The organism is Burkholderia sp. AU38729 (assembly GCF_020419725.1).
Lineage (GTDB): Bacteria > Pseudomonadota > Gammaproteobacteria > Burkholderiales > Burkholderiaceae > Burkholderia.
Genome location: NZ_JAIZQO010000012.1, coordinates 223,959 through 249,761, shown reverse-complemented (window position 1 = coordinate 249,761; position 25,803 = coordinate 223,959). Strand labels below are relative to the sequence as shown.

The window sequence follows — 25,803 nt, the reverse complement described above, 5'->3', positions numbered from 1 at the left end:
CCGCCGCCCGTGCCCGCGCCGCCGGCTCCGCCGTTGCCCGCCGCGGCCGTCGCCGCGCCGCCGGTGCCGCCCGCGGCCGCACCACTGCCGCCGGTACCCGAGCCCGATCCGCCCGAAGCCGTCGACGTGCCTGCCGACCCTGCGCCGCCCGTGCCGCTACCCGAACCGCTGCCGGTGCCCGTGCCCGTACCGGTGCCGCTGCCGGCCGATGCCGACGCGCTTCCGCTGCCATGATTCTTGGCCCATGCGGAACCGGCATCGGCCGTGCCGGTGCCGCCGCCCCAGCCGGTGCCGGCGCCCGTGCCGGAGCCGCCTACGCCGACCGAAGCCGCGATGGCGCCGCCGCCCTTGCCGGAGCCATAGCCGCCGCTCGCCGTGGCCTTGCCGCCGGCCCCGCCGCTGGCGTCGGGCGAACCGCCGGTTCCGCCGCCACCGCCGTTGCCGGTGCCGGCCGTCGCGCTGCCGTTGCTGGCGTTGCCTGCCGTGGCGCTGCCGTTATGCGCGCTGCCGCCTTTCCCGCCGCCGCCGCCCGCACCGCCGCCGCCGCCGTTACCGCCCGCGCCGCCGTAGCCGTAGCCATTGCCGCCCTTGCCACCGCTTCCGCCGGCCGCGCTGCCCGAATTGGTCGCGTTGTTGCCAATGCCCCAGACCTGGACATTGCTCACGTACCCGTCGAGTTTGCTGATCGCGACGATCTTGGTGCTGTTGTAGGAATCCTGATAGACGCTCGCGCCAGGCGAGACTTCATTTGCATTGGACCCGGTGGTGCTGGTCTGGCTTGAGCTGACCGAATTGCTGAGCGTGTTCGATCCGTCATCCGCTTTCTGGCTGCACGTCGAACTGGCATTGCTGCTGCATGGATTCGCCATCGCGTAGCCGCTGCATCCCAGGGCGAGAAGCGCAGCGGACGCCAATAAAGTCTTACGCATGAAATCCTCCTGAAGTAACGAGGAACGGCTTGGCCGACCGCACCAATCCGGACGACATCACGCATCAGCGATGCCACGCCGCCAGGCGGCCCGAATACAAACAGACCGTGGGATTTTTCACGCGACATGGCCAGCCCCGCGCGACTTCGGCACGCCACGCGTGTTTCAACGCTGAAACGTGCGGAGCCGCACGATACCGCGGCGTCCGCGACGCGCAGATGCCTTTCCCGTTTGCATTCAAGGGCTTGCCGATCAGGCCGGCGCGGGCACGGCAAATGCGCCATGTTTCATTTTTGAGATTGCCGTTGGGGCCGCATTCGGGTTGGCCTGTCGTGCCGGATATTCGATCTCGATCGCAAACCCACGCCCCGGCAAGGACGCGCGCGAATTCATTCCGCCGAGGCGTTAAAAACCCCGATAAAGCGCCATTCAGAAATGTTTCGAATGTGATAGGTCGCTTTTTCTTCGGCGCCGGTCAGCGGCGAGCGCCGGCACGCGCGGATCGGGTGATCGATTGGCATGAGGATTCCGGCCGGCGGACGCGAAGGAATGGCGATGCACGTCCCGCTGCGGTGCAGCACACGGAACCCAACGGCCTGGGCGAACTGCGTCGCGTCGTCAGACGCAGTGGCATCGCCGCGATTACCGGACGCGACATCGAGCGCGCGCCGTACGATGCGTACCTGCCCGACACGCTGGCTCGCCTCATGACCGACGCCGGGCGTCGGCTGCCGTCCATCGCAACGGCGTACCGTCGCATCCGCTCGCTTGCGTGCTCGGCACGAAGTAGCGGCCGCGGGTCGGCAGGCCGCTTCACGTTTCACAGGGACGTCCCGGTCGCAAGCGCATGCGCGTCCGGCCGAATTACCTCATACACGGCGTGCAGCCACCACGCAACCGTCTGCGGAAATGAAGCGTCTCGGTCGATGAACGGCACGTCGACCCATCCGCCCGTCGCCTTGCCCATCGCTTCCCGCCCGTCGTCGATTGTTGCCGGTCGAACAACATGATGTGTGCGCTCGCGGTGCTTCCGCCTTTCATCCCCCTGACTACAATCCTTCTCACGCCCGGTTGAAAGGCGAGCGAAGCGAAACGCGCGAAATTCGTGGTCGTGCTCGTGAACCGCACCCTGCAGTGCGACTTACCCCACTTGATGAATAGGACTATTGATGATGAGCGAAACCACCCGCAATGTTCAGCCGGTTATCTCCGACCTCGGCAAGCCAGGTTCCGGCGAACTCGTGCCGTCCCGCTACGCCGTCCGCGTGGGTGACGTCGACGTCGTGCTGATCAGCGACGGCATTCTGCCGCTACCGACCTCCACCATGTCCACCAACGTGAGCGAAGCGGACCGCAATGCCTGGTTCGACGGCCGTTTCCTGCAACGCGACATGTTCGACTGGGCGCTGAACATCGCGCTCGTGCGCAGCGGCGAACGCCTGATCCTGATCGACTCCGGCGTGGGCGACGGCTTCGAGTACTTCACGCGCGCCGGGAAGTCGGTGATGCGTCTGGAATCGGCCGGCATCGATTTGTCCGCGCTCACCGATATCGTGATTACCCATATGCACATGGATCACGTCGGCGGGCTGAACGTCGACGGCGTCAAGGCCAAGCTGCGGCCGGACGTGCGCATTCACGTATCGGCCGCGGAAGTGGCGTTCTGGAAAAATCCCGACTTCAGCAAGACGGTGATGCCCGAAACGGTGCCGCCGGCCCTGCGCAAGGCAGCCGAGAAATTCGTGACGCTCTACGGCGAAAACATCGTCCAGTTCGACCAGACCGTGGAAGTCGCCGCAGGCGTGTCGGCGCGCGTGACGGGCGGGCACACGCCCGGGCACTGCGTCGTGGACATCGCATCGAACGGCGAGAAGCTGACGTTCGCGGGCGATGCGATCTTCGAAGTCAACTTCGATCATCCCGAGTGGCAAAACGGCTTCGAGCACGATCCTGAAACGGCTGCCGCCGTGCGTATCGCGCTGTTCAATGAAGCCGCCGAGACCGGCGCGCTGCTGGCCGCCGCGCACGTCGCGTTTCCGTCCATCGGTCATATCGCCAGGAACGGCGACGGATTCCGGTTCGTGCCGGTTCTGTGGGACTACTGATCACGGATCGGCGCTCGACGATCACGACGCAACCGCCGCGTGTCCACGAGACTCGCGGCGGTTTTTCGTGGACGATAAAGTGTCGTCGCCGTGGCGCCGAAAAAAGGCACGCTGCCCGTCGCGGCGTGCCGTTCTTCATGCTCCCGTCAATTCACGCTCGTGCGCTTCTCCACGAACCGCCGGACATAATCATCCGCCGGCCGCGACAGGATATCGTCCGGCGTCCCGACCTGCACGAGCGTGCCGTCGCGCAAAATCGCGATCCGGTCGCCGATACGCAACGCTTCGTCCAGATCGTGCGTGATGAACACGATCGTCTTCGCAAGCGTCGCCTGCAGCTCGAGCAGCTGATCCTGCATCTCGGTACGAATCAGCGGATCGAGCGCGGAAAACGCCTCGTCCATCAGCAGCACGTCGGTATCGGCCGCCAGCGCACGAGCGAGCCCGACACGCTGCCGCATCCCGCCCGACAGCTCGTCCGGGTAATGATCGCCATAGCCGTCGAGCCCGACCTTCGTCAGCCAGTTGCGCGCGGCCTCGGCCGCATCGTGCCGCTTCTCGCCGCGCGTGCGCAGCGCATACGCGGCGTTGTCGAGCACGGTCTGGTGCGGCAGCAGCCCGAAGTTCTGGAACACCATGCTGACCTTGAAGCGGCGCAGCTCGCGCAGCCCGTGCGCGTCGAGCTTGATCACGTCGCGGCCGTCGATCACGATCTCGCCGGCCGTCGGCTCGATCAACCGGTTGAAGTGCCGCACGAGCGTCGATTTCCCGGAACCCGACAACCCCATGATCACGAAGATCTCGCCCGACTCGATGCCGAGGCTCACGTCGTTGAGCCCGACGTTGCAGCCCGTTTCGGCCAGCACGTCGGCCTTGCGCTTGCCCGAGCGCAACAGGTCGAGCACGCGCGCATGCGCGGCCTGCGGCCCGAACAGCTTGTACACGTGTTTGACGTCGATGGTCGCCATGTCTGTCTCCGTTCCTATGCCCGCGACGACTGCGTCGCCTGATTCGAATCGACGCCCGCCGACTGCGCCTTGCGCGGCAGCCGGTACGGCACCCGCGACGCGCCCTTCTGCCGGCGCTGCTGCGCGAGCCGCCGCCGGGCGCGGCGCTCCTGGCCGAAGCCCTGGCTGATCCGGTCGATCACGATCGCGAGAATCACGATCGCGAGCCCCGCCTGCGTACCCTTGCCGACGTCGAGCGTCTGGATGCCCGCGAGCACGTCCTCGCCGAGCCCGCGCGAGCCGATCATCGACGCGATCACGACCATCGACAGCGCCATCATCGTCGTCTGGTTGATGCCGGCCATGATGCTCGGCCGCGCGAGCGGCAACTGCACGTTGACGAGCAGCTGCCAGCGCGTCGTGCCGAATGCGCGCGCGGCTTCCGTCACGTCCGGATCGACCTGGCGGATGCCGAGATCGGTCAGGCGGATCAGCGGCGGCAGCGCATAGATGATCGTCGCGAGGATCGCGGGCACCTTGCCGAGGCCGAACAGCATCAGCACCGGGATCAGGTACACGAAGCTCGGCAGCGTCTGCATCACGTCGAGCACCGGCAGCAGCATCCGCCGCAGCCACGCGCTGCGCGACGCGAGGATGCCGACCGGCACGCCGATCGCGACCGACAGCACCGTCGCGACGAGCATCAGCGCGAGCGTCTGCATCAGCTTGTCCCACAGGCCGAAGCAGCCGATCGCGTAAAGCAGCAGCATGAAGAGCGCGCCGAGGCCGATGCGGCGCGTCGCGTTCCACGCGATCGCGCCGACCACCAGCAGCACGAGCCACGGCGGCGCCACGCGCAGCGCGCCTTCGAGCGGCACGAGCAGGTAGCGCAGCACCAGCACGCTGAAGTGATGGAAGCCGTCGCCGTATTGCGCGACGAACGTCTCGAGCGCGCTGTTCACCCAGTCGGCGATCGACAGGTGCAGAAAGAAGCCGTTCATTTGATTCTCCGTCGCGCCGCGAAGGCGCGTGACGGCGGCGGCGGGCACGGGCCCGCCGCCGCGCGCAGGTTACGCGCCCTTCAGGCTGCCGGCGATCTTCTGCGCGACGTCGGCCGGCACCCACTGCTTCCACATGTCCTGGCGGGTCTTCAGGAACTGCGTGGCCATCGCCGCGCCGTCGATCTTCTTCGTGGTCATCTCGAGGATCGTCTGGTTCAGGAAGTCCATCGGGAAACGCACCTTGCCGAACACGCCGACGAGATCGGGGTTCGCATCGGCGAACGGCTTCGACACGCCGACCGTCAGCCGCGACACCATGTACGACGACGCGCACTGGTGCGTGCTGCTCTCGTCGCGCAACGTCTTCCAGCAGGCTTCGTTATAGGCCGGCATCTTCAGCGCGGTGAACTTGTATTTCGCCATCAGCGCGGCCGGGCCCCAGTAATAGAACACGATCGGCGCACCGCGCTGGTACGCGGACGCGATCGCCGCGTCGAGCGCCGCGCCGGTGCCCGGGTGGAAGTTCGTATACGACTGGTCGAGCTTCAGCACGCGCAAGAGGCGCGTGTTCACGCGCTCGCAGTCCCAGCCCGTCGGGCAGTTCAGGAAGCGGCCCTTGTCCGGCTCCTCCTCGTCGGCGAACACCTGCTTGTACTTCGGCAGATCGTCGACCGACACGAGCCCCGGCGCGACCGGCTTGATGTTGCGCGCCGGATCGCCCTTCACCACGTAGTCGGGCACGAACCAGCCTTCCGTCGTGCCGCCCGGCAGCGTGTCGCCGATCAGCTTCACGGCGCCCGACGAGACGGCCTTCGCGGTGATCTCGCTGCGGCCCGTCCACTGCTCGGCCCAGATCTGCAGGTCGTTGCGCGCGAGCGCCGTTTCGGTGGCGGCCGTGCTGCCCGGCACGACGTCCGTCTTGCAGCCGTAGCCCTTCTCCATGACCTGCCGCAGCACTTCGGTCGCGAACGACCCGCTTTCCCACGTGATGCCCGCGAAATGGACCGTCTTGCCGTCGGTGCACGCGCCGCCGGCCGCGTGGGCGACAGGCGCGGACAGGATCGCCGCGGCGGCGAGAAGGACCGTTTTCAGTCGTCGAATCTGCATGGTGGGTCGTCTCCAAATCGAATCTGTTGTTTGTGCGTCGCGGCATGCGCGGCGACCGGCGAAGCGTGAACGTATCCACGTCCGGTCAGCCTGCATGTTTCCGCCGCCAATTTGTTTAGGGAAACGAGTAATTCCGATCATTGCAATCGGCGGCGTCAATCGATCTTCCGGCACCCCTGCCAGGCCCGCCGGACGGGCCTCTCGGCCGATTCTCCGAGCCCGTGAAAGGCCCGGCGCGGGCCGCGCCGCCCCCGCGTTCGGCCGTTGCGCGGCCGGCATTGCAGCGCGGCACGCCGCGCCCCGTTTCGACTGTCGAAACGGGCGGTCGCGACCCCATTGGCGAACCCGATCCCATCCATCGAAATTACTCGCTTTCGGTTCCGTGCCGGCTTGGGAAGAATGCGCGGTGTCATCGGAGGAGACACGACCCGACGCTGCCGGTTGCCGCGCCGCCGCGCCATGCGCGACCCGGCGCCGCGCGCGCTGCATCGGGTCGCCCCGGATGACGGGGCGCGCCACGCCGGGCGCGCTCACGACAACCGATACCAGCTGGATATCACGGAGATCTCTCAATGAAAAAGACCCTGACGGCGCTCGCCGTAACGGCAACCTTCGCGGCCCCCGTGTTCGCGCAAAGCAGCGTCACGCTGTACGGCGTGATCGACGAAGGCCTGAACTACACGAACAACGTCGGCACCGGCCACGTCTACGAGATGGCGAGCGGCTACGCGCAGGGCAGCCGCTGGGGCCTGAAGGGCAGCGAGGATCTCGGCGGCGGCATGAAGGCGATCTTCCAGCTCGAGAACGGCTTCGACGTGAACAGCGGCCGGCTCAACCAGGGCGGCCGCATGTTCGGCCGCCAGGCGTACGTCGGCCTGAGCCAGGCGCAGTACGGCACGCTGACGTTCGGCCGCCAGTACGACTCCGTCGTCGACTATCTCGCGCCGACCACGGCCAACGGCAACTGGGGCGGCTACCTGCTCGCGCACCCGTTCGACAACGACAACACCGACAACTCGTTCCGCCTCGACAACACGGTGAAGTACGCGAGCCCGAACTTCGGCGGCTTCCAGTTCGGCGGCGCATACAGCTTCAGCAACAGCACGAGCTTCTCGGACAACCGCGCGTACAGCTTCGGCGCGCAGTACCAGAACAACGGCCTGCTGATCGGCGCCGCGTACCTGCAGGCGAACCATCCGGGCAACGGCTCGGCCGGCGCGATCACCGCGAACGACGCGAGCTACATCGCCGAGCGCATGCGCGTGTTCGGCGCGGGCATCAACTACACGTTCGGCCCGGCGACGGTCGGCTTCGCGTACACGAACTCGAACTACAAGAACCCGACCGGCAACGGCTACCTCGGCACGCCGGGCGCGATCATCGCCCCGGGCGCGACGGTCAGCGCGATCAAGTACCAGAACTTCGAGGTGAACGGTTCGTACCAGGTCACGCCGGCGTTCATGGTCGGCGCGCAGTACGTGCTGTCGCTCGAGAAGTACGACGCGTCGACCGGCAACGCGAAGCCGAAGATCCACTCGGCCGGGCTGATGGCCGACTACAACCTGTCGAAGCGCACCGACGTGTACGTGCAGGCCGCGTACCAGCACATCGCCGGCGACAAGACGAACTCGATCCTCGACAACGCGTTCATCCCCGGTACCGACGCGCCGTCGTCGACGTCGAACCAGGTGGCCGTGCGCGTCGCGCTGCGCCACAAGTTCTGATGTAACCCGGTTCTCCGTTCTTCACGCGACACCCGCGCGGGTCTGCCCGAGGTGTCTTTGCCCGCCCGCAAGCGCCAGCCTGCCGGCGGGTTTTTTCATGGTTCGTCGCCGGAATCCGGCGCGCGTGCGCGACATCGACTCCGTCGCCAAGCCGGACCCACGCGTTCGACGGCCTCACAAAAATCCACGACAATCGTCTCCAGCCTTTCATGTCCGTCGGTGCCGGTCTCGATCCGATGCCCGGCCGATACGTTCGCAGGGCTTGCGCACCCCATGCGGCAGCGCACCCCGCGCCGCGTTCGGATCGATCGCAGCCACGCCGCCTGCGGGATGGAAGACGTTCGCGCTTGCGCATTGCTCACAATAGTTTGCAATTCCACGTCAAGCCGGTCGATATGATCTGCCTGTCACCAGCGGGGCGGTATCGGCATCGGCAATCAGACGGCTACGCGCCGCAAAGAGCCCAAACGGCTCAACTCACACCACGCATCGGGGGCTACGGCAATGGACGGCAACGAAAATCAAAAAACGCACGGCGATGCCGGCTTCTGGCGACGCACCGCCGCCTTTTCGATCGATTCGATCGTTCTCGGCCTGATCGGGCTCGTGATCGCGATCGGGTTCTTCGATGCCCTTTCGACGCTTGGCGAATGGGGAAGGTTGATCGGATTCCTGATCGGTTCGATTTACTTCGGCTTGCTCGAGGGCGGAAGTCGACACCAATCGCTCGGCAAGCGGGTGATGCAGATCCGTGTTGCCGACAGCACCGCCCCTGACGGACCCGGTCCCGGGTACCTCCGCGCCTGGGCACGGTACGCGCTGATCGCCGTTCCGCTGATCCTCGGCGGCATCAGCTTCATCGACCTGCCCGCGCTTCACGAGCCGGGCACGGAATGGCTCGCCACCGCAAACGGCGCGATCGTATTCTTCTGGGGCCTGGCATTGCTGTACCTGTTCGTTTTCAACCGGCCGAGCCGCCAGTCCGTACAGGATCTGCTCACCGCCAGCAGGGTCGTGCGTGTCGCGGCCCCCGTCGAGGATGTCGCGCCGGTTGGCCGGAAGCACTGGGCGATCCTGGCCGTCCTTGGCCTGCTTCTGCTCGCCGGCAGTCGTTATGCGACAACGCGGCTGATCGATGACGATCGCATGGCCGATATCCGTCAGATCCAGCATGCGGCATCCACCGTTCCGGGCGTGATCCAGAGCGGTGTCTGGATCGGCAACACGCGCGTGGTCGGCCCCGCAGGCCAGCCACCGAAGGCGATCGCCACCATTACCGTGCTCACGAGCACGCCGGCGCTGATGAACAAGGCCGGGGCGACCGCTGTCGCGCACGCAGCGCTTGCGTCATCGGCCTGGCTGCGAAAGCAGGATCTCGTCAACGTGGTGAGCGTCCGCGCGGTCAATCTTGGCATTGCGACGTGGCGAACCCAGTTTTTCATGGGTCGCTCGCCTGCAGACTGGGCCGCGACCGCCGGCACCGGGTCGACGTGACGATGCGAGCCTGACCGCCTCTCACTCCGCTGCGCCATGCTCGTCCGCCGGACGAAAGCGAATGGGCGCACGGCGGACGCAACGATGCCGACGGCACCGCACGGGGCCAGTGATACCGGCGAGTGCAGGCCCATGTGGAACGCTCGTCGGGAGTCGCCACGTCGGATCGTGACGCCAGTTGAACACGATGGAACCCACGTCCACACAGACAACGGAGCACCCTGAATGAGTGACATCGGTATCGACCTGCCGATCTGGGTCGTCCCGGTTCTTTACGGCGCCATCTATTGGCCGGTGACGCTTTTTTTCGGATCGCTCTGCCTGTATGTCGGCGTGACGCGCCTGCGCGGCATCCGGCGTATTGCCTTCATCACCATCGCGCTCCCGCTCATCGCCGTTGCGTGCCTCGGGATCTATTACGCCATTGCCGAATATTGATCGGCGGCGCATTGCCCCGTGACTGCACGACATCCCCGGATATCCGGGTTCGATCGTGTCATCCCGTGTCATGAACCGCCTGCCGTCCCGTCAACCATGACAGGTCGACAGCCGGCCACCCGTCGATACACTGTGCGCCACCCCACCCGAAGGAGTGTCACTTGAAGCACTGGCGCCGCGCGCTGTTCACCTTCGCCGCCGGCCTCCTGGCCGCCGCGACTTCCGATGCCCGCCCGATCTGCACCGTCGTCGCCGATGCCGCCACCGGCCGGATGCTCGTGCAGCAAGGCGACTGCGCGACCCGCGTGACGCCGGCGTCGACGTTCAAGGTCGCCATCAGCCTGATGGGCTTCGATGCGGGCGTGTTGAAAGACGCACACACCCCGGCGCTCGACTTCCACGCCGGCTACCCCGACTGGGGCGGCGCACCGTGGCGCGAGCCGACCGACCCGGCGCGCTGGATGAAGCTGTCGATCTTCTGGTACTCGCAGCAGGTCACGCAGGCGCTCGGGCAGGCACGCTTCCAGCAGTACACGACCGCCTTCGGCTACGGCAACGAAGACGCGACCAGTCCGACGGGCGAACTGAACGGCGTGATGGGCGCATGGGTCAACGCGTCGCTGCGCATCTCGCCGCTCGAGCAGGTCGCCTTCATGCGCAAGATCGCGAACCGGACGCTGCCTGTCAGCGCGCACGCGTACGACATGACCGAGCGCATCACGCTGATCGACACGCAACCCGACGGCTGGATCGTGCATGGCAAGACGGGCACCGGGTCGCCGGGGCGCAAGTACGATGCGTCGCACGCGTACGGCTGGTTCGTCGGCTGGGCGGCCAAGGGGCCGCGCAAGGTCGCGTTCGCGTACCTGATCCAGGACGACGAGCGGCAGACGCCGAACGCCGGCCTGCGCGCACGCGATACGTTCCTGGCAACATTGCCGGCCCTCGCCGAACCGGGCAGGCCGCAATGAGCACCGGCCCGCGCAACGCGCGGATCGACCTGCTGCGCGGCGTGTCGATCGTGCTCGTCCTGCTGCACCACTTCAACATCCCCTACTCGCTGCGCGACACGTCGCTGGCACGCGTATTCGGTTGGGATGCCGTGCATGCGATCGCGCGCAACGGCAACTACGGCGTGACGATGTTCTTCGTGATCTCCGGCTATCTGATCACGTCGAATGCGCGCCGCCGCTGGGGCAGCCTCGGCGCGGTCGACGTGCGTGCGTTCTACGTGTCGCGTCTCGCGCGCATCGTCCCGTGCCTGCTCCTGCTGCTCGCGCTCGTCAACGGTCTCGCGGCGGCCGGCGTGCCGATCTTCCAGAATCATGCGCCGGAGGGCATCGCCGTGTCGTTCTGGCTCGTGAGCCTCGCGTCGCTGACGTTCTGGATGAACGTGCTGATCGGCGCATACGGGTGGGTCAACTACGCGCTCGGTGTGCTGTGGTCGCTGTCGGTCGAAGAGGTGTTCTATCTGTCGTTCCCGCTGCTGTGCATCGCGCTGCGCCGCGATGCACGGCTGGTCGCGTTCTGGGTGGTCATCGCCGCGATCGGACCCGTGTACCGCTTCACGCATGCCGGCGACGAAGGCGGGTTCCTCTATGCGTACTTCGCGTCGTTCGACGGGATCGCGATCGGCTGCTGCACCGCGTTGCTGGCCGAACGCGTGAACGGGCAGCGGCTGGCCGCGCCGTTCGTGCAATGGCCCGTCGCGGCGGCGATGGCCGCGCTCTATCTCGCCTGGCCGATTGCGGAAAGCCATGTCGCCGGCGTCACCGCGATGGCGCTCGGCACGGCCGTGCTGCTGATCGGTGCGCACGTCAGCGGCGAGCGCGTGCACGGCCGCCTGCTCGCGCCGCTGGGCCGCGCCGGCAAGCTGAGCTACGAGCTGTACCTGTTCCACCTGATCGTGCTCGGCGGGCTGCGCACGGTCTGGCCGCCGTCGGCCACGCACGGCGACACGAAGCTGCTGTTGCTGATTGCGTATCTGGTGTTGTCGGCGGCACTGAGCGCGGCGATCGCGCGCGGCTATGCGACACCGCTCGACCGTTTCATCAAGCGCGTCGCGTCGCGGCCTTCAACGCGCGTGCCGGACGGTGCGCGCTTCTAGCGTGTCATCGGCAATGGCTGCCGGCCAGCCGCAAAAAAATCGGCCAGGGCCCGGCCGCATCGCTTGACGATACCGGCTGGCCTGACCGCAAGCCCCGCGTACAGATGGTCGAATTCGCCGATCAGTCGAGATAATCCGCGTATTCCTTGCGCGTATAGCTGGCGAGCGTTTGCCACGGCAACGTCTCGCGCCGCGCGGCCGGCGCCGGTGTCAGCGTCAGCTTGCGCACGACGCGCCCGTCGGCGCTCCGGTATTCGACCGACAGCGGCGCCTGCAGCGTCTCGCTCCACAGGATCCGGTTCACGCCGCGCGCGCCGGGCGTGTCGACCGCCTGTTCGTACCAGCGGGTGCCGGGCGCGTCGCCGCGCTTCGCCGCCGCGAGCCGCTTCAACTGCGACGGCGGCGTGACGTAGTACGCGTTGTCCCACGAGCCGTCGAAGCCCGTGGTTTCGTACTCGGCCGGCGGCACGCTGACGACCGTCCGGTGCGCCGCGTCCACGTACTCGATGCGCGCCGTCTTGCCGTCGTACGTCACATGCCGCGCGGCTGCCTGGAAGTTGAAATGCTTGTGGCCCGCGTGGCCCGCGTGGGCGGCGGCCGGCTGCACGCCGGTGCGACCGCCCGCGTCGTGATCATGGTCGTGATCGTCGCCATGACCGCTGGCCGCCGCGACGGGCAGCACGCGTTCGACCCACACATGCCCGTCGCGCCGCACCATCCGTTCGCGATACATCGTCGTGCGCGTCACGCCATCGGCCGTCACCGTGCGGCTCTCGTGCAGCAGCACGGCGTCGAGATCGGCCGCTGCAAGGGCCGGCAGCGCAACCCACCCGCAAGCGAGCGCGCAGAGAAGCTGACGTTTCATCGGACGTTCCCGTTCCTCATGAAGTCAACGGATTCAGAAACCGAACGCCGAGCGCACGAGACCGAACACCTTCGTGTTGTCGATCGTGCCCTTGAACGCCTTCGCGTCCGCGCCGTCGGCGAACAGCATCACGTCGCCGCCGCCGTGCGTCTCCGAGCCCGCGCTGCCCATCCGCACGCCGACTTCCTGCAGATACGCTTCGTTCGTCGCGGTGGCCGAATCGACCGACGCGCGCACGTTCGGCCGGTTCGCGCCGTTGCCGAACACGAGCGTCGTGTAGGTGTTGCCGTCGGCGTCCTTGCTCGGCTGGCCGTCGCGATAGTTGCGGCTGATGTCGAGAATCGGGTTGCCGCGCTTCGAATAGCCGTTGATCGTCATCGTGTGGTCGTGGTCGGCCGTCACGACGATCAGCGTGTTCGACAGGTCGACCTTCGACAGCGCGACGCGGATCGCTTCGTCGAACGCCGCCGTGTCCTCCAGCGCGCGCTTCGCGTTGGTGCCGTGCAGCGCGTGATCGATCCGGCCGCCCTCGACCATCAGGAAATAGCCGTTCGAATTCTTAGACAGCACGTCGATCGCCTTCGACGTCATCTCGGCGAGGCTCGGCTGCGTCGGCCCTTCGCCCTTGCCCGCGACACGGTCGAGTTCGTACTCGAGATGGCTCGTCGAACTGAAGAGACCGACCAGCTTGCCGTTGCCGGCCTGCGCGAGCTGATCGCGGGTCGCGACGACCGTGTAGCCCTTCGCCTTCATCTCGTTGAGCAGGTTGCGCCCGTCCGCGCGGCCGCGCTTGTTCGCCACCGGATCGAACGGCGTCCAGTGGTTGCGGCCGCCGCCCATCAGCACGTCGACGCCGTCGCCGAGCGCCGCGTTGTAGCCCGCGCCGCCCGGCGCCGCCTGCGCGGCGATGTCGTACTGCGCATCGCGATGGCAGATGTGCGAATAGGTCGCGGCGGGCGTCGCGTGCGTGAGTTCGGTCGTCGTGATCGCACCCACCGCCTTGCCGCGCGCCTTCGCGAGCTCCAGCAGCGTCGCGACCGGCTGGCCGTTGCCCGGCGCGCAGTTGTTGACGGTCTTGTTGCCGTTGGCGTCGCTGCCCGGCGCGACCGCGCGCGTGTCGGACGACATCGACAGCACTTCGTTGTTCATCTTCACGCCGGTCATGTACGCGGCCATCGACGGTGCGCTGTCGGTCGTCTGCGCGTCGTTCGAGAAGGTCTTGACACGCGCGGTGCGGGCCAGCTTCTCCATCGTCAGTTGTCCCGACTCGCCGACCTTGTAGATCCGGCTCGCCGTCACCGTCGTCGGCCCCATGCCGTCGCCGAGAAAGAAAATCACGTTCTTCGCCTGGCCGGCGGCCTGCGCCGCGCCGCACGCGAAACCCGCGACGGCCAGCGCCGCCGCGATGCACTTGATGGTCGACATCCTGTATTCCCCTGTACCCGTATGGTCGGCGCTCACAGCTGCACCGCGTTGCGCACCAGCTCGAACACCTTGTTGTTCTCGATCACGCCGTGGAACGCATCCGCGCCGCGGCCGATCGCACCGAGGAACACATCGGTGCCGCCGTGCGTCTCGTTGCCCTTGTCCATGCGCACGACCGCCTCCTGGCGATAGTCGTCGGCGCCCGTCACCGCGTCGGTGAGCGCCGTGCCCGCGCGGCTGCCCTGCACGCGGTTCTCGCCGTTGCCGAAGCCGATGATCGTGTACGGCGCGCCGTCCGCATCCTTCGCGACCGCGCCCGTCTGGTAGCTGCGCAGCACGCCGAGCACGCCGGGCTTGCCCGCCTCGGTCTTGCCGGTGCGCGCCGCATAGCCGTTCAGCACCAGCGTGTGGTCGTGGTCGGCCGTCACGACGATCAGCGTGTTCTTCAGGTCGGGATCGGTCTTGCGCACCTTGTCGATCGTGGCCTTGATCGCGTTGTCGAACGCGACCGTATCCTGCAGCGCGCGCTTCGCATTGGTGTCGTGCAGCGCGTGGTCGATCCGGCCGCCTTCGACCATCAGGAAATAGCCGTTCGGGTTCTTCTGCAGCACGTCGAGCGCGCGCGTCGCCATGTCGGTGAGGCTCGGCTCCTTCGTCGCGCCGCGATCGAGGTCGTAGCTCAGGTGGCTCGACGCGAACAGGCCGACCAGCTTGCCGCCCTTCGTCGCATCCGCGGCCAGCAGGTCGTCGCGGTTTTGCGCGACCGCATAGCCCTTCGCCTTCAGCTCGTTGACCAGGTTGCGCCCGTCGGTACGCTTGCCGCCGCCGTCCTTCGGCACGAAGAATTGCGTGCCGCCGCCGAGCACGACGTCGACGCCGTCGCCCAGCGCGCCGTTGTAGCCCGCGCCGCCCGGCACGAGCTGCGCGGCGATGTCGTTCTCGGCGTCGCGATGGCACACGTGCGCATACGTCGCCGCCGGCGTGGCATGCGTGACGCGCGTGGTCGTCACGACACCGGTGGCCAGCCCCTGCGCCTTCGCGATCTCGAGCAGCGTCGTCGCCGATTTGCCGTTGTTCGCACCGCAGTTGCCGGTGAGGCTCGCGGTCGGCTCGATCGCCTTCGTGTCGGGCGACATCGAGATCACTTCGTTGTTGGTCTTGACGCCGGTCATGTACGCCGACATCGACGGCGCGCTGTCCGTCACCTGCGCATCGTTGGAATAGGTCTTCACGAACGCGGTTTCGGGCAGCGTATCGATCGTGAGCGCGCCGTCTTCACCGACCGCGTATATGCGTGCGGCCGTCAACGTCGTGATCCCCATGCCGTCGCCGAGGAAGAAGATCACGTTGCGCGCCGCCGCCTGCACGGGCGCGGGCGACGTGCTGCCGGTCGGGCCGTCGTCGCTGCCGCATCCGGCCAGTGCAAAGGCGCCCGCGCACAGCAGCGCCGCCAGTTTGATTCGATTCATGTTGCCGGTTCCCCCCGCCATTGATGCTTTCGAAATGAAAGGCGATGGTAGGAACCTGATGTGACGGCAATATGAATGAAAATTGGAAGGATCAGAAGGATTTATGAAAGGCTAGAGCGAGGCGCCACGATCGAGCGCCCCTTGGGAGGCGACGTCATTCCGCGTGTTCGGCGGTGAGGCTGCGCACGGTCACGATGCGCGCAGGCGGTATATTTGCCCACACGATCCGGCTGCCGCAGGCAACGAATGCCGAATCGCCGAGCGGATGACGGCCGGGCGGCCGCAGGTCGTACGTGAACTGGATCATCACGCCGTCGGCGGACAGCACGCGATGGCACTGGTCGATGATGGCCGTCACGTCCTGACGCGGCAGCGTGCGCAGCGGCAGGCACGACACGATCGCGTCGACGCGTGCATCGGTCGGTAGCAGCCGTTCGAGCTGCCGCGCGTCGCCCGACACGATCGTGATGCCCGGAAAGCGTCGCCGCAGATGCTGGACGAACGCCGGCGAACGCTCGACCACCACGAGCCGCCGCGGCGCGACACCGCGTTCGAGCAACGCCGCGGTAATCGCGCCGGTGCCGCCGCCGAGCTCGACGACCAGCCCGTCGCCGTCCGGCACCGCGTCGGCCATTTCGCGCGCCAGCTGCCGCGAACTCGGGCACAACGCGCCCACCGCGGCCGGACGGCCGACCCACTCGCGCACGAACAGTGCCGAGACACGCCACGCGTTCGGCCACATCATCGGCGGGCCTCCGGCGCTTGCGCGGCCAGCGGCGGCGTGCCGATGACCGCGCGGAACGGGGCTACGGCGACACGGGTTGGGTTCATGCGCATCCTCCTCCTAAGCGAATCGGTCCGTCGCTGTACACACGACGTGTCAATCGATTCTAGGAAACGCAAACTTAAGCTGACGTGAAGATTGACCCTGATTTGCCTGATCAATTCGTGCCGGATCAGCTGGCGCGCCCGGTCAGCGGTCCATGCGCTGCTGGAAGTGCGCCGGATAGCGCTCGCCGACGATCCCGATTTGCTGCAGTGCGGTCTCGATCGCGGCGAGATCGTCGGCGGTCGGCATGCCCGCTCGTTCAACGCGTCGAGCGCGTCAGGACGTCCGCGAACGGCAAGCCTTCGTCGTCCTCGTCGCGCCGCGAAACTTCGGCGAAGCCGAGCCGCGTGTGACGAACGCCCCCGCACGCTCATCGATGCGTTACGCCGCGCGCGCTGCCTGCAGCATCGCGCGCGGCACCGCATTACCGCAGGTTGGTTCTCGCCAGCTCGACGATCTCGTCGCCGCGCCCACTGAGGATCGCGCGCAGCATGAACAGGCTGAAGCCCTTCGCATGCGCGAGTTCGATCTTCGGCGGCATCGCGAGCTCATACTTCGACGTGACGACGTCGACGACCGCCGGCCCGTCATGCGCGAACGCCATGCGCAGCGCTTCTTCGACGTTTTCCGAATGCTCAACCCGCACGCTGAAGATGCCCGCGCCCTTCGCGATCGCCGCGAAGTCGGTCGGGCTCAGGTCGACGTTCGTGTCGAGATAGCCGGCCGCCTTCAGCTCCATCGACACGAAGCCGAGCAGGCTGTTGTTGTACACGACGATCTTGATCGGCAGCTTGAGCTGGCGCGCGGTCAGCAGATCGCCGAGCAGCATCGACAGCCCGCCGTCGCCCGACAACGACACCACCTGACGCCCCGGATGCGCGCCCTGCGCGCCGAGCGCCTGCGGCATCGCGTTCGCCATCGACCCGTGATTGAACGAGCCGTGCAGCTGCCGCTTGCCGTTCATCGTCAGGTAGCGCGCGGCCCACAGCGTCGGCGTGCCGACGTCGGCCGTGAAGATCGCGTCGTCCGCCGCGACTTCGTCGACGATCTTCGTCAGGTATTGCGGATGGATCGCCCGACCCGGCGGCTCGGCCACCGCGAGATCGTCGAGGCCCTTGCGCGCCGCCGCGTAGTGCTTCAGCGCATTCTCGAGGAAACGCCGCTGCGTCTTGCGCGTGAGGCGCGGCAGCAGCGCCGCGATCGTTTCCTTCACGGTGCCGACGAGGCCGAGCGCGAGCGGGGCGCGATGGCCGAGCTGCGAGCCCTTCCAGTCGATCTGCGCAATCTTCGCGTTCGACGGATAGAACGGCCGGTACGGGAAATCCGTGCCGAGCATCAGCAGCGTGTCGCACGATTCCATCGCGTGATAGCCCGAGCTGAAGCCGATCAGCCCGGTCATCCCGACGTCGAACGGGTTGTCCCATTCGACGAACTGCTTGCCGCGCAGCGCATGCACGACCGGCGCCCCGAGCGTGTCGGCCAGCGCGACCACCTCGTCGTGCGCGCCTTGCGTGCCGCTGCCGCACAGCAGCGTGACCGCGTCGGACGCGTTGAGCAGCGCCGCGAGCCGGTCGAGATCGGCATCGGCCGGCAGGATCGACGGCGGTGACGATTCGCTCCATGCGGGTGCTTCGTCGGGGCCGTCGCCCAGCGCGATGTCGCCCGGCAGCACGATCACCGCGACGCCCCGCTCGTCGATCGCGGTACGCATCGCGCGGGCGAGCACGCGCGGGAACTGCGACGCATTCGTCACGAGCTCCGCGAAGTGGCTGCATTCGCGAAACAGCTCCTGCGGATGGGTTTCCTGGAAATAGCCGAGGCCGATCTCGGTCGACGGAATGTGCGCGGCGATCGCGAGCACCGGCTGGTGATTGCGGTGGCAGTCGTAGAGCCCGTTGATCAGGTGCAGGTTGCCCGGGCCGCAACTGCCCGCGCACACCGCGAGCCGCCCGGTCGACGCGGCATCCGCGCCGGCCGCGAACGCGGCGCTTTCCTCGTGCCGCGTATGCATCCAGCGGATCGAGCCGATCTGGCTCAGGCTGAACGACAGGCCGTTCAGGCTGTCGCCCGTCACGCCCCAGATGCGCTCGACGCCCGCTGCCGCCAGCGTCTTCGCCAGGTATTCCGCCATCGTCTGTTTGGCCATGCTGTCCTCGCTCGTTGATGGGTCGTCACACGAATGAATCGGCTCAGGTGGCCGCCTTCGCCACCGAACGCGACGAGCATACGCGATCGCTTCGCGCGGCGTCGTGAAGGTGCAATGCGCTTGCGCGCGTTTCGTTCGGTCCCTTTCGGCGGTGTCGGGCGACTGTCGCCGTTTCGTCGGCAAATGGACGGGTTGACGGGCATGCCAGGCGCCAGTCCGGCGTGCATTCGTCGAACACGCGCACCTACAACGGCAGCGCATGCGTCGACAGAATCTCCTTGAGCACCATGAACGAGCGCACCTGCCGCACCCCCGGCAGGTACAGCAGTTGTTCGGCGTGCAGCCGGTTGAAGCTGTCGTTGTCGCGCGTGCGCACCAGCATGAAGTAGTCGAATTCGCCGGTCACGACGTGGCACTCGACGCACCCCGACACTTTCTGCGCGGCCTTCTCGAATGCGGCGAACGCTTCGGGCGTCGAGCGATCCAGCACGAAGCCGATCACGACCAGCATCCCCGCACCGAGCGGCTTCGGGTCGAGCAGCGCGACGATGCCGCGGATCAGCCCCATTTCCTTCAACCGCTCGACGCGCCGCAGGCACGCCGGCGCGCTCAGCTTCACCTTCGCCGCGAGGCTCACGTTGGAGATCGACGCGTCCTGCTGCAGCTGCCGCAGGATCGCGCGGTCGATGCGATCGAGCGCCGGTGCGGCGTCGGCGGGCGATGCGCCGCCTCGATCTAATTTCATTGCGTCATCCTCCTTCTCAACGAATCAAAATTGCTTATTACGTTCTCGTATCGTCGATAACGTAGGCCGCCGCAATTGATTTCGCAAGCTCATTTCTCGCGCTTCTGCCTATCATTTTTCTCGTCGGAACACGGCCTGCCGGCCGCAACCGAGCGAACCGATTACCCGCCCCGTCCACCGCTTTCCGGAGCCCGCCGATGAACCTGCAACGTTTCCCCCGTTATCCGCTGACGTTCGGCCCGACGCCGATCCAGCCGCTCAAGCGCCTGAGCGAGCACCTCGGCGGCAAGGTCGAGCTGTATGCGAAGCGCGAGGACTGCAACAGCGGCCTCGCGTTCGGCGGCAACAAGACGCGCAAGCTCGAATACCTCGTCCCCGACGCGCTCGCACAAGGCGCGGATACGCTCGTGTCGATCGGCGGCGTGCAGTCGAACCAGACCCGCCAGGTCGCGGCCGTCGCCGCGCATCTCGGGATGAAATGCGTGCTCGTGCAGGAACACTGGGTCAACTACGAAGATCCGGTGTACGACCGCGTCGGCAACATCCAGCTGTCGCGCATGATGGGCGCGGACGTGCGGCTCGTGTCCGACGGCTTCGACATCGGCATTCGCCGCAGCTGGGAAGAAGCGATGGAGAGCGTGCGGCAGGCGGGCGGCAAGCCCTACCCGATTCCGGCCGGTTGCTCCGAGCATCCGCTCGGCGGGCTCGGCTTCGTCGGTTTCGCGGAAGAAGTGCGTGCGCAGGAGGCGTTACTCGGCTTCAAGTTCGACTACATCGTCGTGTGCTCGGTCACGGGCAGCACGCAGGCGGGGATGGTCGTCGGCTTCGCGGCCGACGGTCGCGCCGACCGCGTGATCGGGATCGATGCGTCGGCCACGCCCGAGCGCACACACGAGCAGATCACGCGCATCGCGCGGCACACCGCCGAACTCGTCGATCTCGGCCGGCCGATCACTGAAGCGGACGTGGTGCTCGACACGCGCTACGCCGGCCCCGAATACGGGCTGCCGAACGACGGCACGCTCGACGCGATTCGCCTGTGTGCGCGGCTCGAAGGCATGCTGACCGATCCAGTCTACGAAGGGAAATCGATGCACGGGATGATCGACAAGGTACGGCTTGGCGAATTCGAACCGGGGTCGAAGGTGCTGTATGCGCATCTCGGCGGCGTGCCGGCGTTGAGCGCATATAGCGAGATTTTCCGGAACGGGTGACACCGTCGCGATGACCCGCCGGCACGACAGGCGATGCCTGTCCGCCGCCGGTCGGCAGCTTGCGAACCATCCGGCCCGCTCGCCGGACCACCAGGACGTGTGCGCACGCCGGTCGTCCTCATGCCGGACGCCGGCACCCGGTTTTCCCGCATCGGCACATTTCGATCAGAAAAATCCGACAAGACAGATCACTTATCCACGACCACTCGTACTTGTTCAATATTCAACCGTGAACGCGTTTCGTACCATCAGCCGGCCTCCTGATTAACCGGTTCGACCATCGACGTGCCGGGGCAGGTGTCCACACGCTCGAGGTCAGAAATTCGGTCCATTCGCTGTTTCTCCTGCCTGTCTGCCGGCCGCGATTCGGCTCGCCAGGCGATCCCCCCACCCGGCGGCAAACCGGCGGCCGCTCGCCGTGCCAGCGCCGTACCCGGCTCCGGCCCCCCACTTCGTTCCGTCCTGCGTTGTGCGTGCATGCTCGGCATCGCGCTGTCGCAATCCGGTCTCGCGCACGCACAAGTGCCGAATGCCGGGCAGTCGCTGCGCGACGTTGAAACCGTCCGTCCGGCGCTCCCTGCCCCCGCATCACCGGATATCGCGATGCCGCCGTCGGGCAACGCTGCCGCGCCGGCCGTGCCGTCGGATGCGGAAGCCGGCTCGCGCGTGTCCGTTCGCGCATTCCACATCGAAGGCAACCAGGTTCTCGACACCGCGCGGTTGCAGGCACTGCTCGCCGATCTCGTCGGCCGCGATCTCGGCTTCGACGAACTTCGTTCCGCGGCCGACCGGATCACCGTCGCGTACCGCGAACGCGGCTATGTATTCGCGCGCGCCTACCTGCCGCAACAGGATATCGAAGACGGCGTCGTGCGCATCGCGATCGTCGAGGGTCGCTACGGCAGGATCGAACTCCGCAACGACTCGCGCGTGCTCGACGGCGTGCTGCGCCAGCCACTCGGCACACTGCGGCCCGGCGACGTCGTGCGCGGCGCCGATCTCGAACGCAGCCTCACGCTGCTCGGCGAGCTGCCGGGCGTCACGGCCAGCGGCACGCTGCGCGCGGGCGAGACACCCGGCACCACCGACCTGATCGTCGATGCGGCGCGCGCACCGTTCGCCACCGGCTCGCTCGAACTCGACAACTACGGCGATCCGGTCACGGGCCGCTACCGCGCCACCGGGGCCGTCACCGTCAACTCGCCACTGCGGCTCGGCGATCAATTCTCGCTACGCGGCCTCACCAGCAATACGAACCAGCAGTACTACCGCGCGATGTACCAGGTGCCGGTCGGCCCCGCGTCCACACGGATCGGCGTCGCCTTTTCCGACATGGGCTACCGGCTCGGCAAGGAGATGCGCCCGCTCGGCTATCACGGCCGCGCGAGCGTGCGCAGCGCGTTCGTCACGCAGCCGCTGCTGCGCAGCCGGCGCGCGAGCGCCAGCGCGCAGGTCCTCTACGAGAACAAGCACCTGCGCGACGACTACGGCGTGTTCGACCTCGTCAGCGACAAGCGCGTCGACCTGTGGTCGTTTTCCGTCACCGGCAACAGCAATGACGACCGGTTCGGAGGCGGCCGCAACGCGTTCTCGGCCACGCTCGGCCTCGGCCGGATGAGCAGCAACGATCCGCTCGGCATGAACCGGTTCTCGCACACGCAAGGCAGTTTCGCGAAGCTCAACGTGAATGCGATGCGACTGCAGGCGCTCGGCTCGCGGCTGCAGTTCTACACGCAATTCAGCGCGCAGCTCGCGTCGCGCAATCTCGACTCGTCGGAAAAATTCAGCCTCGGCGGCCCGTACGGCGTGCGCGCCTACGCGCTCGGCGCGGGCAGCGGCGACCAGGGCTGGCAGGCCAGCGCCGAGCTGCGCTATCTCGCCACGCCGGGCTGGCAGGTCAGCACCTTCGTCGACACGGGCCGGATGCAGATCAACAAGCAGCCGTGGGTGCGCAACGAGCTCAACACGCTGCAACTGTCCGGCACGGGTGTCGGCGCGAGCTGGTACGGCGCCAACCGGCAGATCAGCATCACCGCCGCATGGCCGCTCGGCAACGCGGACCGCTCGCAGAGGGTCACGCGCGCGCCGAGTGTCTGGCTGCAGGCCGCGCAGTATTTCTAAGGAACCGAGCAACCGGGGCGGCCTCAAGTCGGCCGAACCGCACCGGCGGGCAGCCCCGCTGCCCGCATTCCGAAGGGGCGAATCCATCCGCTCCATCCGTTTCGCTTCGTCGCGCACACGCGCTGCGTCGTGCCGGCGAAGCGAACCAACCCTGAGGAAACAACAACGATGAACAAGACCTATGCATTGGTATGGAACGGCGCCCAGCGATGCTGGACCGCGGTCGGGGAAACCGCGCGCCGGCGCGGCAAGGCGAGCGGCGGCAAGCGCGCCGCCGTCACCGCCGTCTCGCTGCTCGGCTTCGCCGCGCTGCCCGCGTTCGCACTGCCCACCGGCGAGGCGATCACGTCCGGCAAGGCCGACATCCTGCGCACCGACGACGGCCGCACGATGAACATCAATCAGCAAACCGACAAGCTCGTCACGAACTGGCAGGACTTCAGCGTCGGCGGCGGCGAACGCGTCAACTTCCACCAGCCCACCGCGCAATCGATCGCGCTCAACCGCGTGATCGGCGGCAACGGCAGCCAGATCGACGGCCAGATCTCCGCCAACGGTCGCGTGTTCCTCGTCAACCCGAACGGCGTGCTATTCGGCTCGGGTGCACAGGTCAACGTCGGCGGCCTCGTCGCTTCCACGCAGAATCTGTCGGACGCCGACTTCCTCGCCGGCAACTACCGCTTCTCCGGTTCCTCGACGCAAGCCGTCACCAACGACGGCACGATCACCGCCGCCGACGGCGGTAGCGTCGCGCTGCTCGGCGCGCGCGTCGCCAACAACGGCACGATCCAGGCGAAACTCGGCAGCGTCGCGCTCGGTGCAGGCAACGCGTTCACGGTGAACTTCGACGGCAGCGGCCTGCTGAACCTGCAGGTCGACGGCGGCGCGGTCGATGCGCAGGCGTCCAACGGCGGCCTGCTGAAGGCCGACGGCGGCGCGGTGCTGATGACCGCCCGCGCGGCCGACAACCTGCTCGGCGCCGTGATCAACAACACCGGCACGATCGAGGCGCGCGGCCTCAGCACGCGCGGCGGCAAGATCACGCTCGACGGCGGCACCGTGAACGTCGGCGGCAAGCTCGACGCGAGCACGGCCGACGCCGGTACGCCGGCCGGCTCGATCACGACGCGCGGCGAACGCGTGAACGTCGCGAACGACGCGCAGGTCGATACGCGCGCCGGCAACACGGCCGGCACGTGGGCGATCGAAGCCGCCAACGCGGGCGTGAACGGGGCGAATGTCGACGGTCAGGCAATCGACGCGGACACGCTGTCGCGCAACCTCGGTACGACGAACGTCGCGCTCGCGAACACGAAGGGCGACCTGACGGTCGGCGGCCCGGTCGCGTGGACAAGCGACAACGCACTGACGCTCACGTCGCAGAAGGGCAACGTCGACCTGAATCAAACGCTGTCGGCCACCGGGGCGAACGCGAGCCTGTCCGTCAACGCCACAGACCGGATTCGCGTGAACGATGCGGTAAAGCTCTCGGGCCGCAACGCGCATCTCGAGCTGAATTCGACCAACGGCCACACGCTGGCGAACGACACCGGCGTCGTCACGCTGTCGGGCGACAACGCGTCGTACAGCTCGAATGGCGAAGGCTACAAGGTGCTGCATACGCTCGCCGACCTGCGCAACGTCGACGCGGACCTGAACGGCCGCTACGTGCTCGGCAACGGCATCGATGGCGCGAACGCCGGTTTCACCAGCATCGGCGGCAGCAACAACGCGTTCGCCGGCACGTTCGACGGCCTCGGCAACACCATCCGCCGCCTGACCATCAGCAATCCCCGCAGCGACGTGGTCGGACTGTTCGGGTGGAACTTTGGGACGATCGGCAACCTGAGACTCGACTCGCTCGCCGTCAGCAGCGTATCGACGTACTACAACGCGATGATCGGCGGGCTCGTCGGCGCCAACTTCATGGGCCGGATCCACGACGTCTCGGCCACGAACGTGAACGTCGTCCACAACGGCGCGGGCCTCGGCTGGGTCGGCGGCATCGTCGGCCGGAATGTCTCCGGCACGATCGACAACGCCCGCTTCAGCGGGAAGCTCGACGGCACCCGCGACACGATGAACATCGGCGGTATCGCCGGCAGCAGCGAAGGCGCGCGCGCGACGATCACGAATAGCCGCGCCGACGCCGACATCAAGATTGCCCGCGCCAAAGATCTTGCCCAGCACATCCAGAGTGCCGGCACGCTGGTCGGCCTGAACACCGGCACCATCGAGAATTCATCCGGCAGTGGCCGCATCGCAGCCGGCGACGGCATGAACGTCGGCGGGCTCGTCGGCCTGAACGACGACGGCACGCTGCGCAACGTGTCGGCGGCCGCAACCGTCACCGCTGGCAAGGGCAGCCATGTTGGCGGGCTCGTCGGCAAGGCCGTCGGCGGCACGATCGAGCATGCGTCGGCGAGCGGTACGGTCAACGCGACGCAAGCCGCGGCAGTCGGCGGCCTCGTCGGCCTCAACGAGCACGGCAGGATCGCCAACGCGTCGTCGTCCAACACCGTCCAGGCCGGCACGTCGGCCTACGCAGGCGGGCTCGTCGGCTTCAACTCAGGTGTCCTGTCGAAGGTCTCGGCAAGCGGTCAGGTCGTCGCGGACGGCCCGGGCTCCGTCGGCGGCCTCGTCGGCCGTCACACCGGCACGATCGAGAACGCGTCGGCCGACGTCGACGTCTCGGCAGGGCGGGATGCCAACGCAGGCGGCCTGGTCGGCACGAACGGCGGCGGCGTAATCCGCAACGCATCGGCCAAGGGCAGCGTCAAGGCCCTTCGTGCCAACGTCGGCGGCTTGGTCGGTGTCAACGAGAAAGGCGGGCTGATCGAGAGCGCCAACGCATCCGGCGTCATCGGCGGCGCTGGTTCGACTCTTGGCGGCCTCGTCGCGATCAATGACGGGGCAATCCGCTCGTCCGAGTCGCATACGACGCTCGATGCCAATGCATCGACCAACCCCGGCTTCCGCGGCGGGCTGGTCGGATTCAATAGCGGCTCGATCGAATCGAGTGCCACCTTCGGCCCCGCGAAGCAATTCAACACCGTCGGCTTCAACGTCGGCCTCATCGACGGCCAACGCCGCCCGGGCCAGATCAGGTAAGTCACACCGGCCAGCGTCGGCTTCCC

At 67.2% G+C, this 25,803-nt stretch carries 20 protein-coding genes; 9 read left to right on the top strand and 11 right to left on the bottom strand.

All coding sequences use genetic code 11. From position 1 onward, the window contains the following. Together LGM56_RS29685 and LGM56_RS36850 are read right to left on the bottom strand one after the other, a co-directional pair. Positions 1–929, bottom strand: a 929-nt coding sequence (locus LGM56_RS29685; RefSeq protein ID WP_226207546.1) for a hypothetical protein, incomplete at its 3' end; no start/stop codon positions are given. A 389-nt stretch (positions 930–1,318) separates the two neighbouring features. Then, complete coding sequence (locus LGM56_RS36850) at positions 1,319–1,450, bottom strand: hypothetical protein (RefSeq protein WP_264171019.1); 132 nt, start codon at positions 1,448–1,450, stop codon at positions 1,319–1,321. A 651-nt stretch (positions 1,451–2,101) separates the two neighbouring features. Here LGM56_RS36850 and LGM56_RS29680 point away from each other — a divergent pair. Further along, positions 2,102–3,034, top strand: a complete 933-nt coding sequence (locus LGM56_RS29680) for an MBL fold metallo-hydrolase (protein ID WP_089428486.1) — start codon at positions 2,102–2,104, stop codon at positions 3,032–3,034. Positions 3,035–3,180: 146 nt separating this feature from the next. Here LGM56_RS29680 and LGM56_RS29675 read toward each other — a convergent pair whose 3' ends face one another. The 3 genes from LGM56_RS29675 to LGM56_RS29665 form a co-directional block, all read right to left on the bottom strand. Then, a complete protein-coding gene (locus LGM56_RS29675; RefSeq protein WP_226207539.1) occupies positions 3,181–4,002 on the bottom strand; it encodes a quaternary amine ABC transporter ATP-binding protein in 822 nt (273 codons plus the stop codon). Positions 4,003–4,016: 14 nt separating this feature from the next. Continuing rightward, on the bottom strand, positions 4,017–4,982 hold the full coding sequence (locus LGM56_RS29670; protein WP_089457454.1) for an ABC transporter permease: 966 nt from the start codon (positions 4,980–4,982) through the stop codon (positions 4,017–4,019). Positions 4,983–5,051: 69 nt separating this feature from the next. Then, positions 5,052–6,089, bottom strand: a complete 1,038-nt coding sequence (locus tag LGM56_RS29665) for an ABC transporter substrate-binding protein (protein ID WP_226207538.1) — start codon at positions 6,087–6,089, stop codon at positions 5,052–5,054. A 572-nt stretch (positions 6,090–6,661) separates the two neighbouring features. Between LGM56_RS29665 and LGM56_RS29660 the strand changes: the two genes are divergently transcribed. The 5 genes from LGM56_RS29660 (at position 6,662) to LGM56_RS29640 (ending at position 11,852) form a co-directional block, all read left to right on the top strand. After that, a complete protein-coding gene (locus tag LGM56_RS29660) occupies positions 6,662–7,813 on the top strand; it encodes a porin (RefSeq protein ID WP_089497873.1) in 1,152 nt (383 codons plus the stop codon). A 504-nt stretch (positions 7,814–8,317) separates the two neighbouring features. Beyond that, positions 8,318–9,307 (top strand): RDD family protein, encoded by a 990-nt coding sequence (locus LGM56_RS29655; protein ID WP_226207537.1) that lies wholly within the window; start codon positions 8,318–8,320, stop codon positions 9,305–9,307. A gap of 225 nt (positions 9,308–9,532) precedes the next feature. Continuing rightward, the gene (locus tag LGM56_RS29650) at positions 9,533–9,745 is read left to right on the top strand and encodes a hypothetical protein (RefSeq protein ID WP_226207536.1); all 213 of its coding nucleotides are present in this window, start codon (positions 9,533–9,535) and stop codon (positions 9,743–9,745) included. 161 nt (positions 9,746–9,906) lie between these two features. Beyond that, entirely contained in the window at positions 9,907–10,716 is an 810-nt protein-coding gene (gene blaOXA, locus LGM56_RS29645) for an OXA-1043 family class D beta-lactamase (RefSeq protein WP_226207535.1), read from the top strand. After that, on the top strand, positions 10,713–11,852 hold the full coding sequence (locus LGM56_RS29640; protein WP_226207534.1) for an acyltransferase family protein: 1,140 nt from the start codon (positions 10,713–10,715) through the stop codon (positions 11,850–11,852). Before blaOXA ends, LGM56_RS29640 begins: the two co-directional genes overlap by 4 nt. Before the next feature lie 121 nt (positions 11,853–11,973). Here the strand turns inward: LGM56_RS29640 and LGM56_RS29635 are convergent, their stop codons facing one another. The 6 genes from LGM56_RS29635 to LGM56_RS29610 all read right to left on the bottom strand — a co-directional run bounded on the left by LGM56_RS29635 (position 11,974) and on the right by LGM56_RS29610 (position 19,331). Beyond that, on the bottom strand, positions 11,974–12,717 hold the full coding sequence (locus tag LGM56_RS29635) for a hypothetical protein (RefSeq protein ID WP_226207533.1): 744 nt from the start codon (positions 12,715–12,717) through the stop codon (positions 11,974–11,976). 33 nt (positions 12,718–12,750) lie between these two features. Further along, positions 12,751–14,142 (bottom strand): alkaline phosphatase, encoded by a 1,392-nt coding sequence (locus LGM56_RS29630; RefSeq protein ID WP_166889152.1) that lies wholly within the window; start codon positions 14,140–14,142, stop codon positions 12,751–12,753. A 32-nt stretch (positions 14,143–14,174) separates the two neighbouring features. Beyond that, on the bottom strand, positions 14,175–15,611 hold the full coding sequence (locus LGM56_RS29625; RefSeq protein ID WP_226207532.1) for an alkaline phosphatase: 1,437 nt from the start codon (positions 15,609–15,611) through the stop codon (positions 14,175–14,177). A gap of 154 nt (positions 15,612–15,765) precedes the next feature. Continuing rightward, positions 15,766–16,356 (bottom strand): class I SAM-dependent methyltransferase, encoded by a 591-nt coding sequence (locus LGM56_RS29620; protein WP_226207531.1) that lies wholly within the window; start codon positions 16,354–16,356, stop codon positions 15,766–15,768. Between the two features lie 508 nt (positions 16,357–16,864). Continuing rightward, positions 16,865–18,586: a ubiquinone-dependent pyruvate dehydrogenase gene (gene poxB, locus LGM56_RS29615; protein ID WP_226207530.1), complete on the bottom strand. Its 1,722-nt coding sequence runs from the start codon at positions 18,584–18,586 to the stop codon at positions 16,865–16,867. A gap of 244 nt (positions 18,587–18,830) precedes the next feature. Further along, the gene (locus LGM56_RS29610) at positions 18,831–19,331 is read right to left on the bottom strand and encodes an Lrp/AsnC family transcriptional regulator (RefSeq protein ID WP_089497880.1); all 501 of its coding nucleotides are present in this window, start codon (positions 19,329–19,331) and stop codon (positions 18,831–18,833) included. 197 nt (positions 19,332–19,528) lie between these two features. Between LGM56_RS29610 and LGM56_RS29605 the strand changes: the two genes are divergently transcribed. The 3 genes from LGM56_RS29605 (at position 19,529) to LGM56_RS29595 (ending at position 25,777) form a co-directional block, all read left to right on the top strand. Then, on the top strand, positions 19,529–20,545 hold the full coding sequence (locus LGM56_RS29605) for a 1-aminocyclopropane-1-carboxylate deaminase (RefSeq protein WP_226207529.1): 1,017 nt from the start codon (positions 19,529–19,531) through the stop codon (positions 20,543–20,545). Positions 20,546–21,022: 477 nt separating this feature from the next. Continuing rightward, a complete protein-coding gene (locus tag LGM56_RS29600) occupies positions 21,023–22,666 on the top strand; it encodes a ShlB/FhaC/HecB family hemolysin secretion/activation protein (RefSeq protein WP_226207528.1) in 1,644 nt (547 codons plus the stop codon). A gap of 168 nt (positions 22,667–22,834) precedes the next feature. Next, on the top strand, positions 22,835–25,777 hold the full coding sequence (locus tag LGM56_RS29595; RefSeq protein WP_226207527.1) for a GLUG motif-containing protein: 2,943 nt from the start codon (positions 22,835–22,837) through the stop codon (positions 25,775–25,777). Positions 25,778–25,803: the final 26 nt, after the last annotated feature.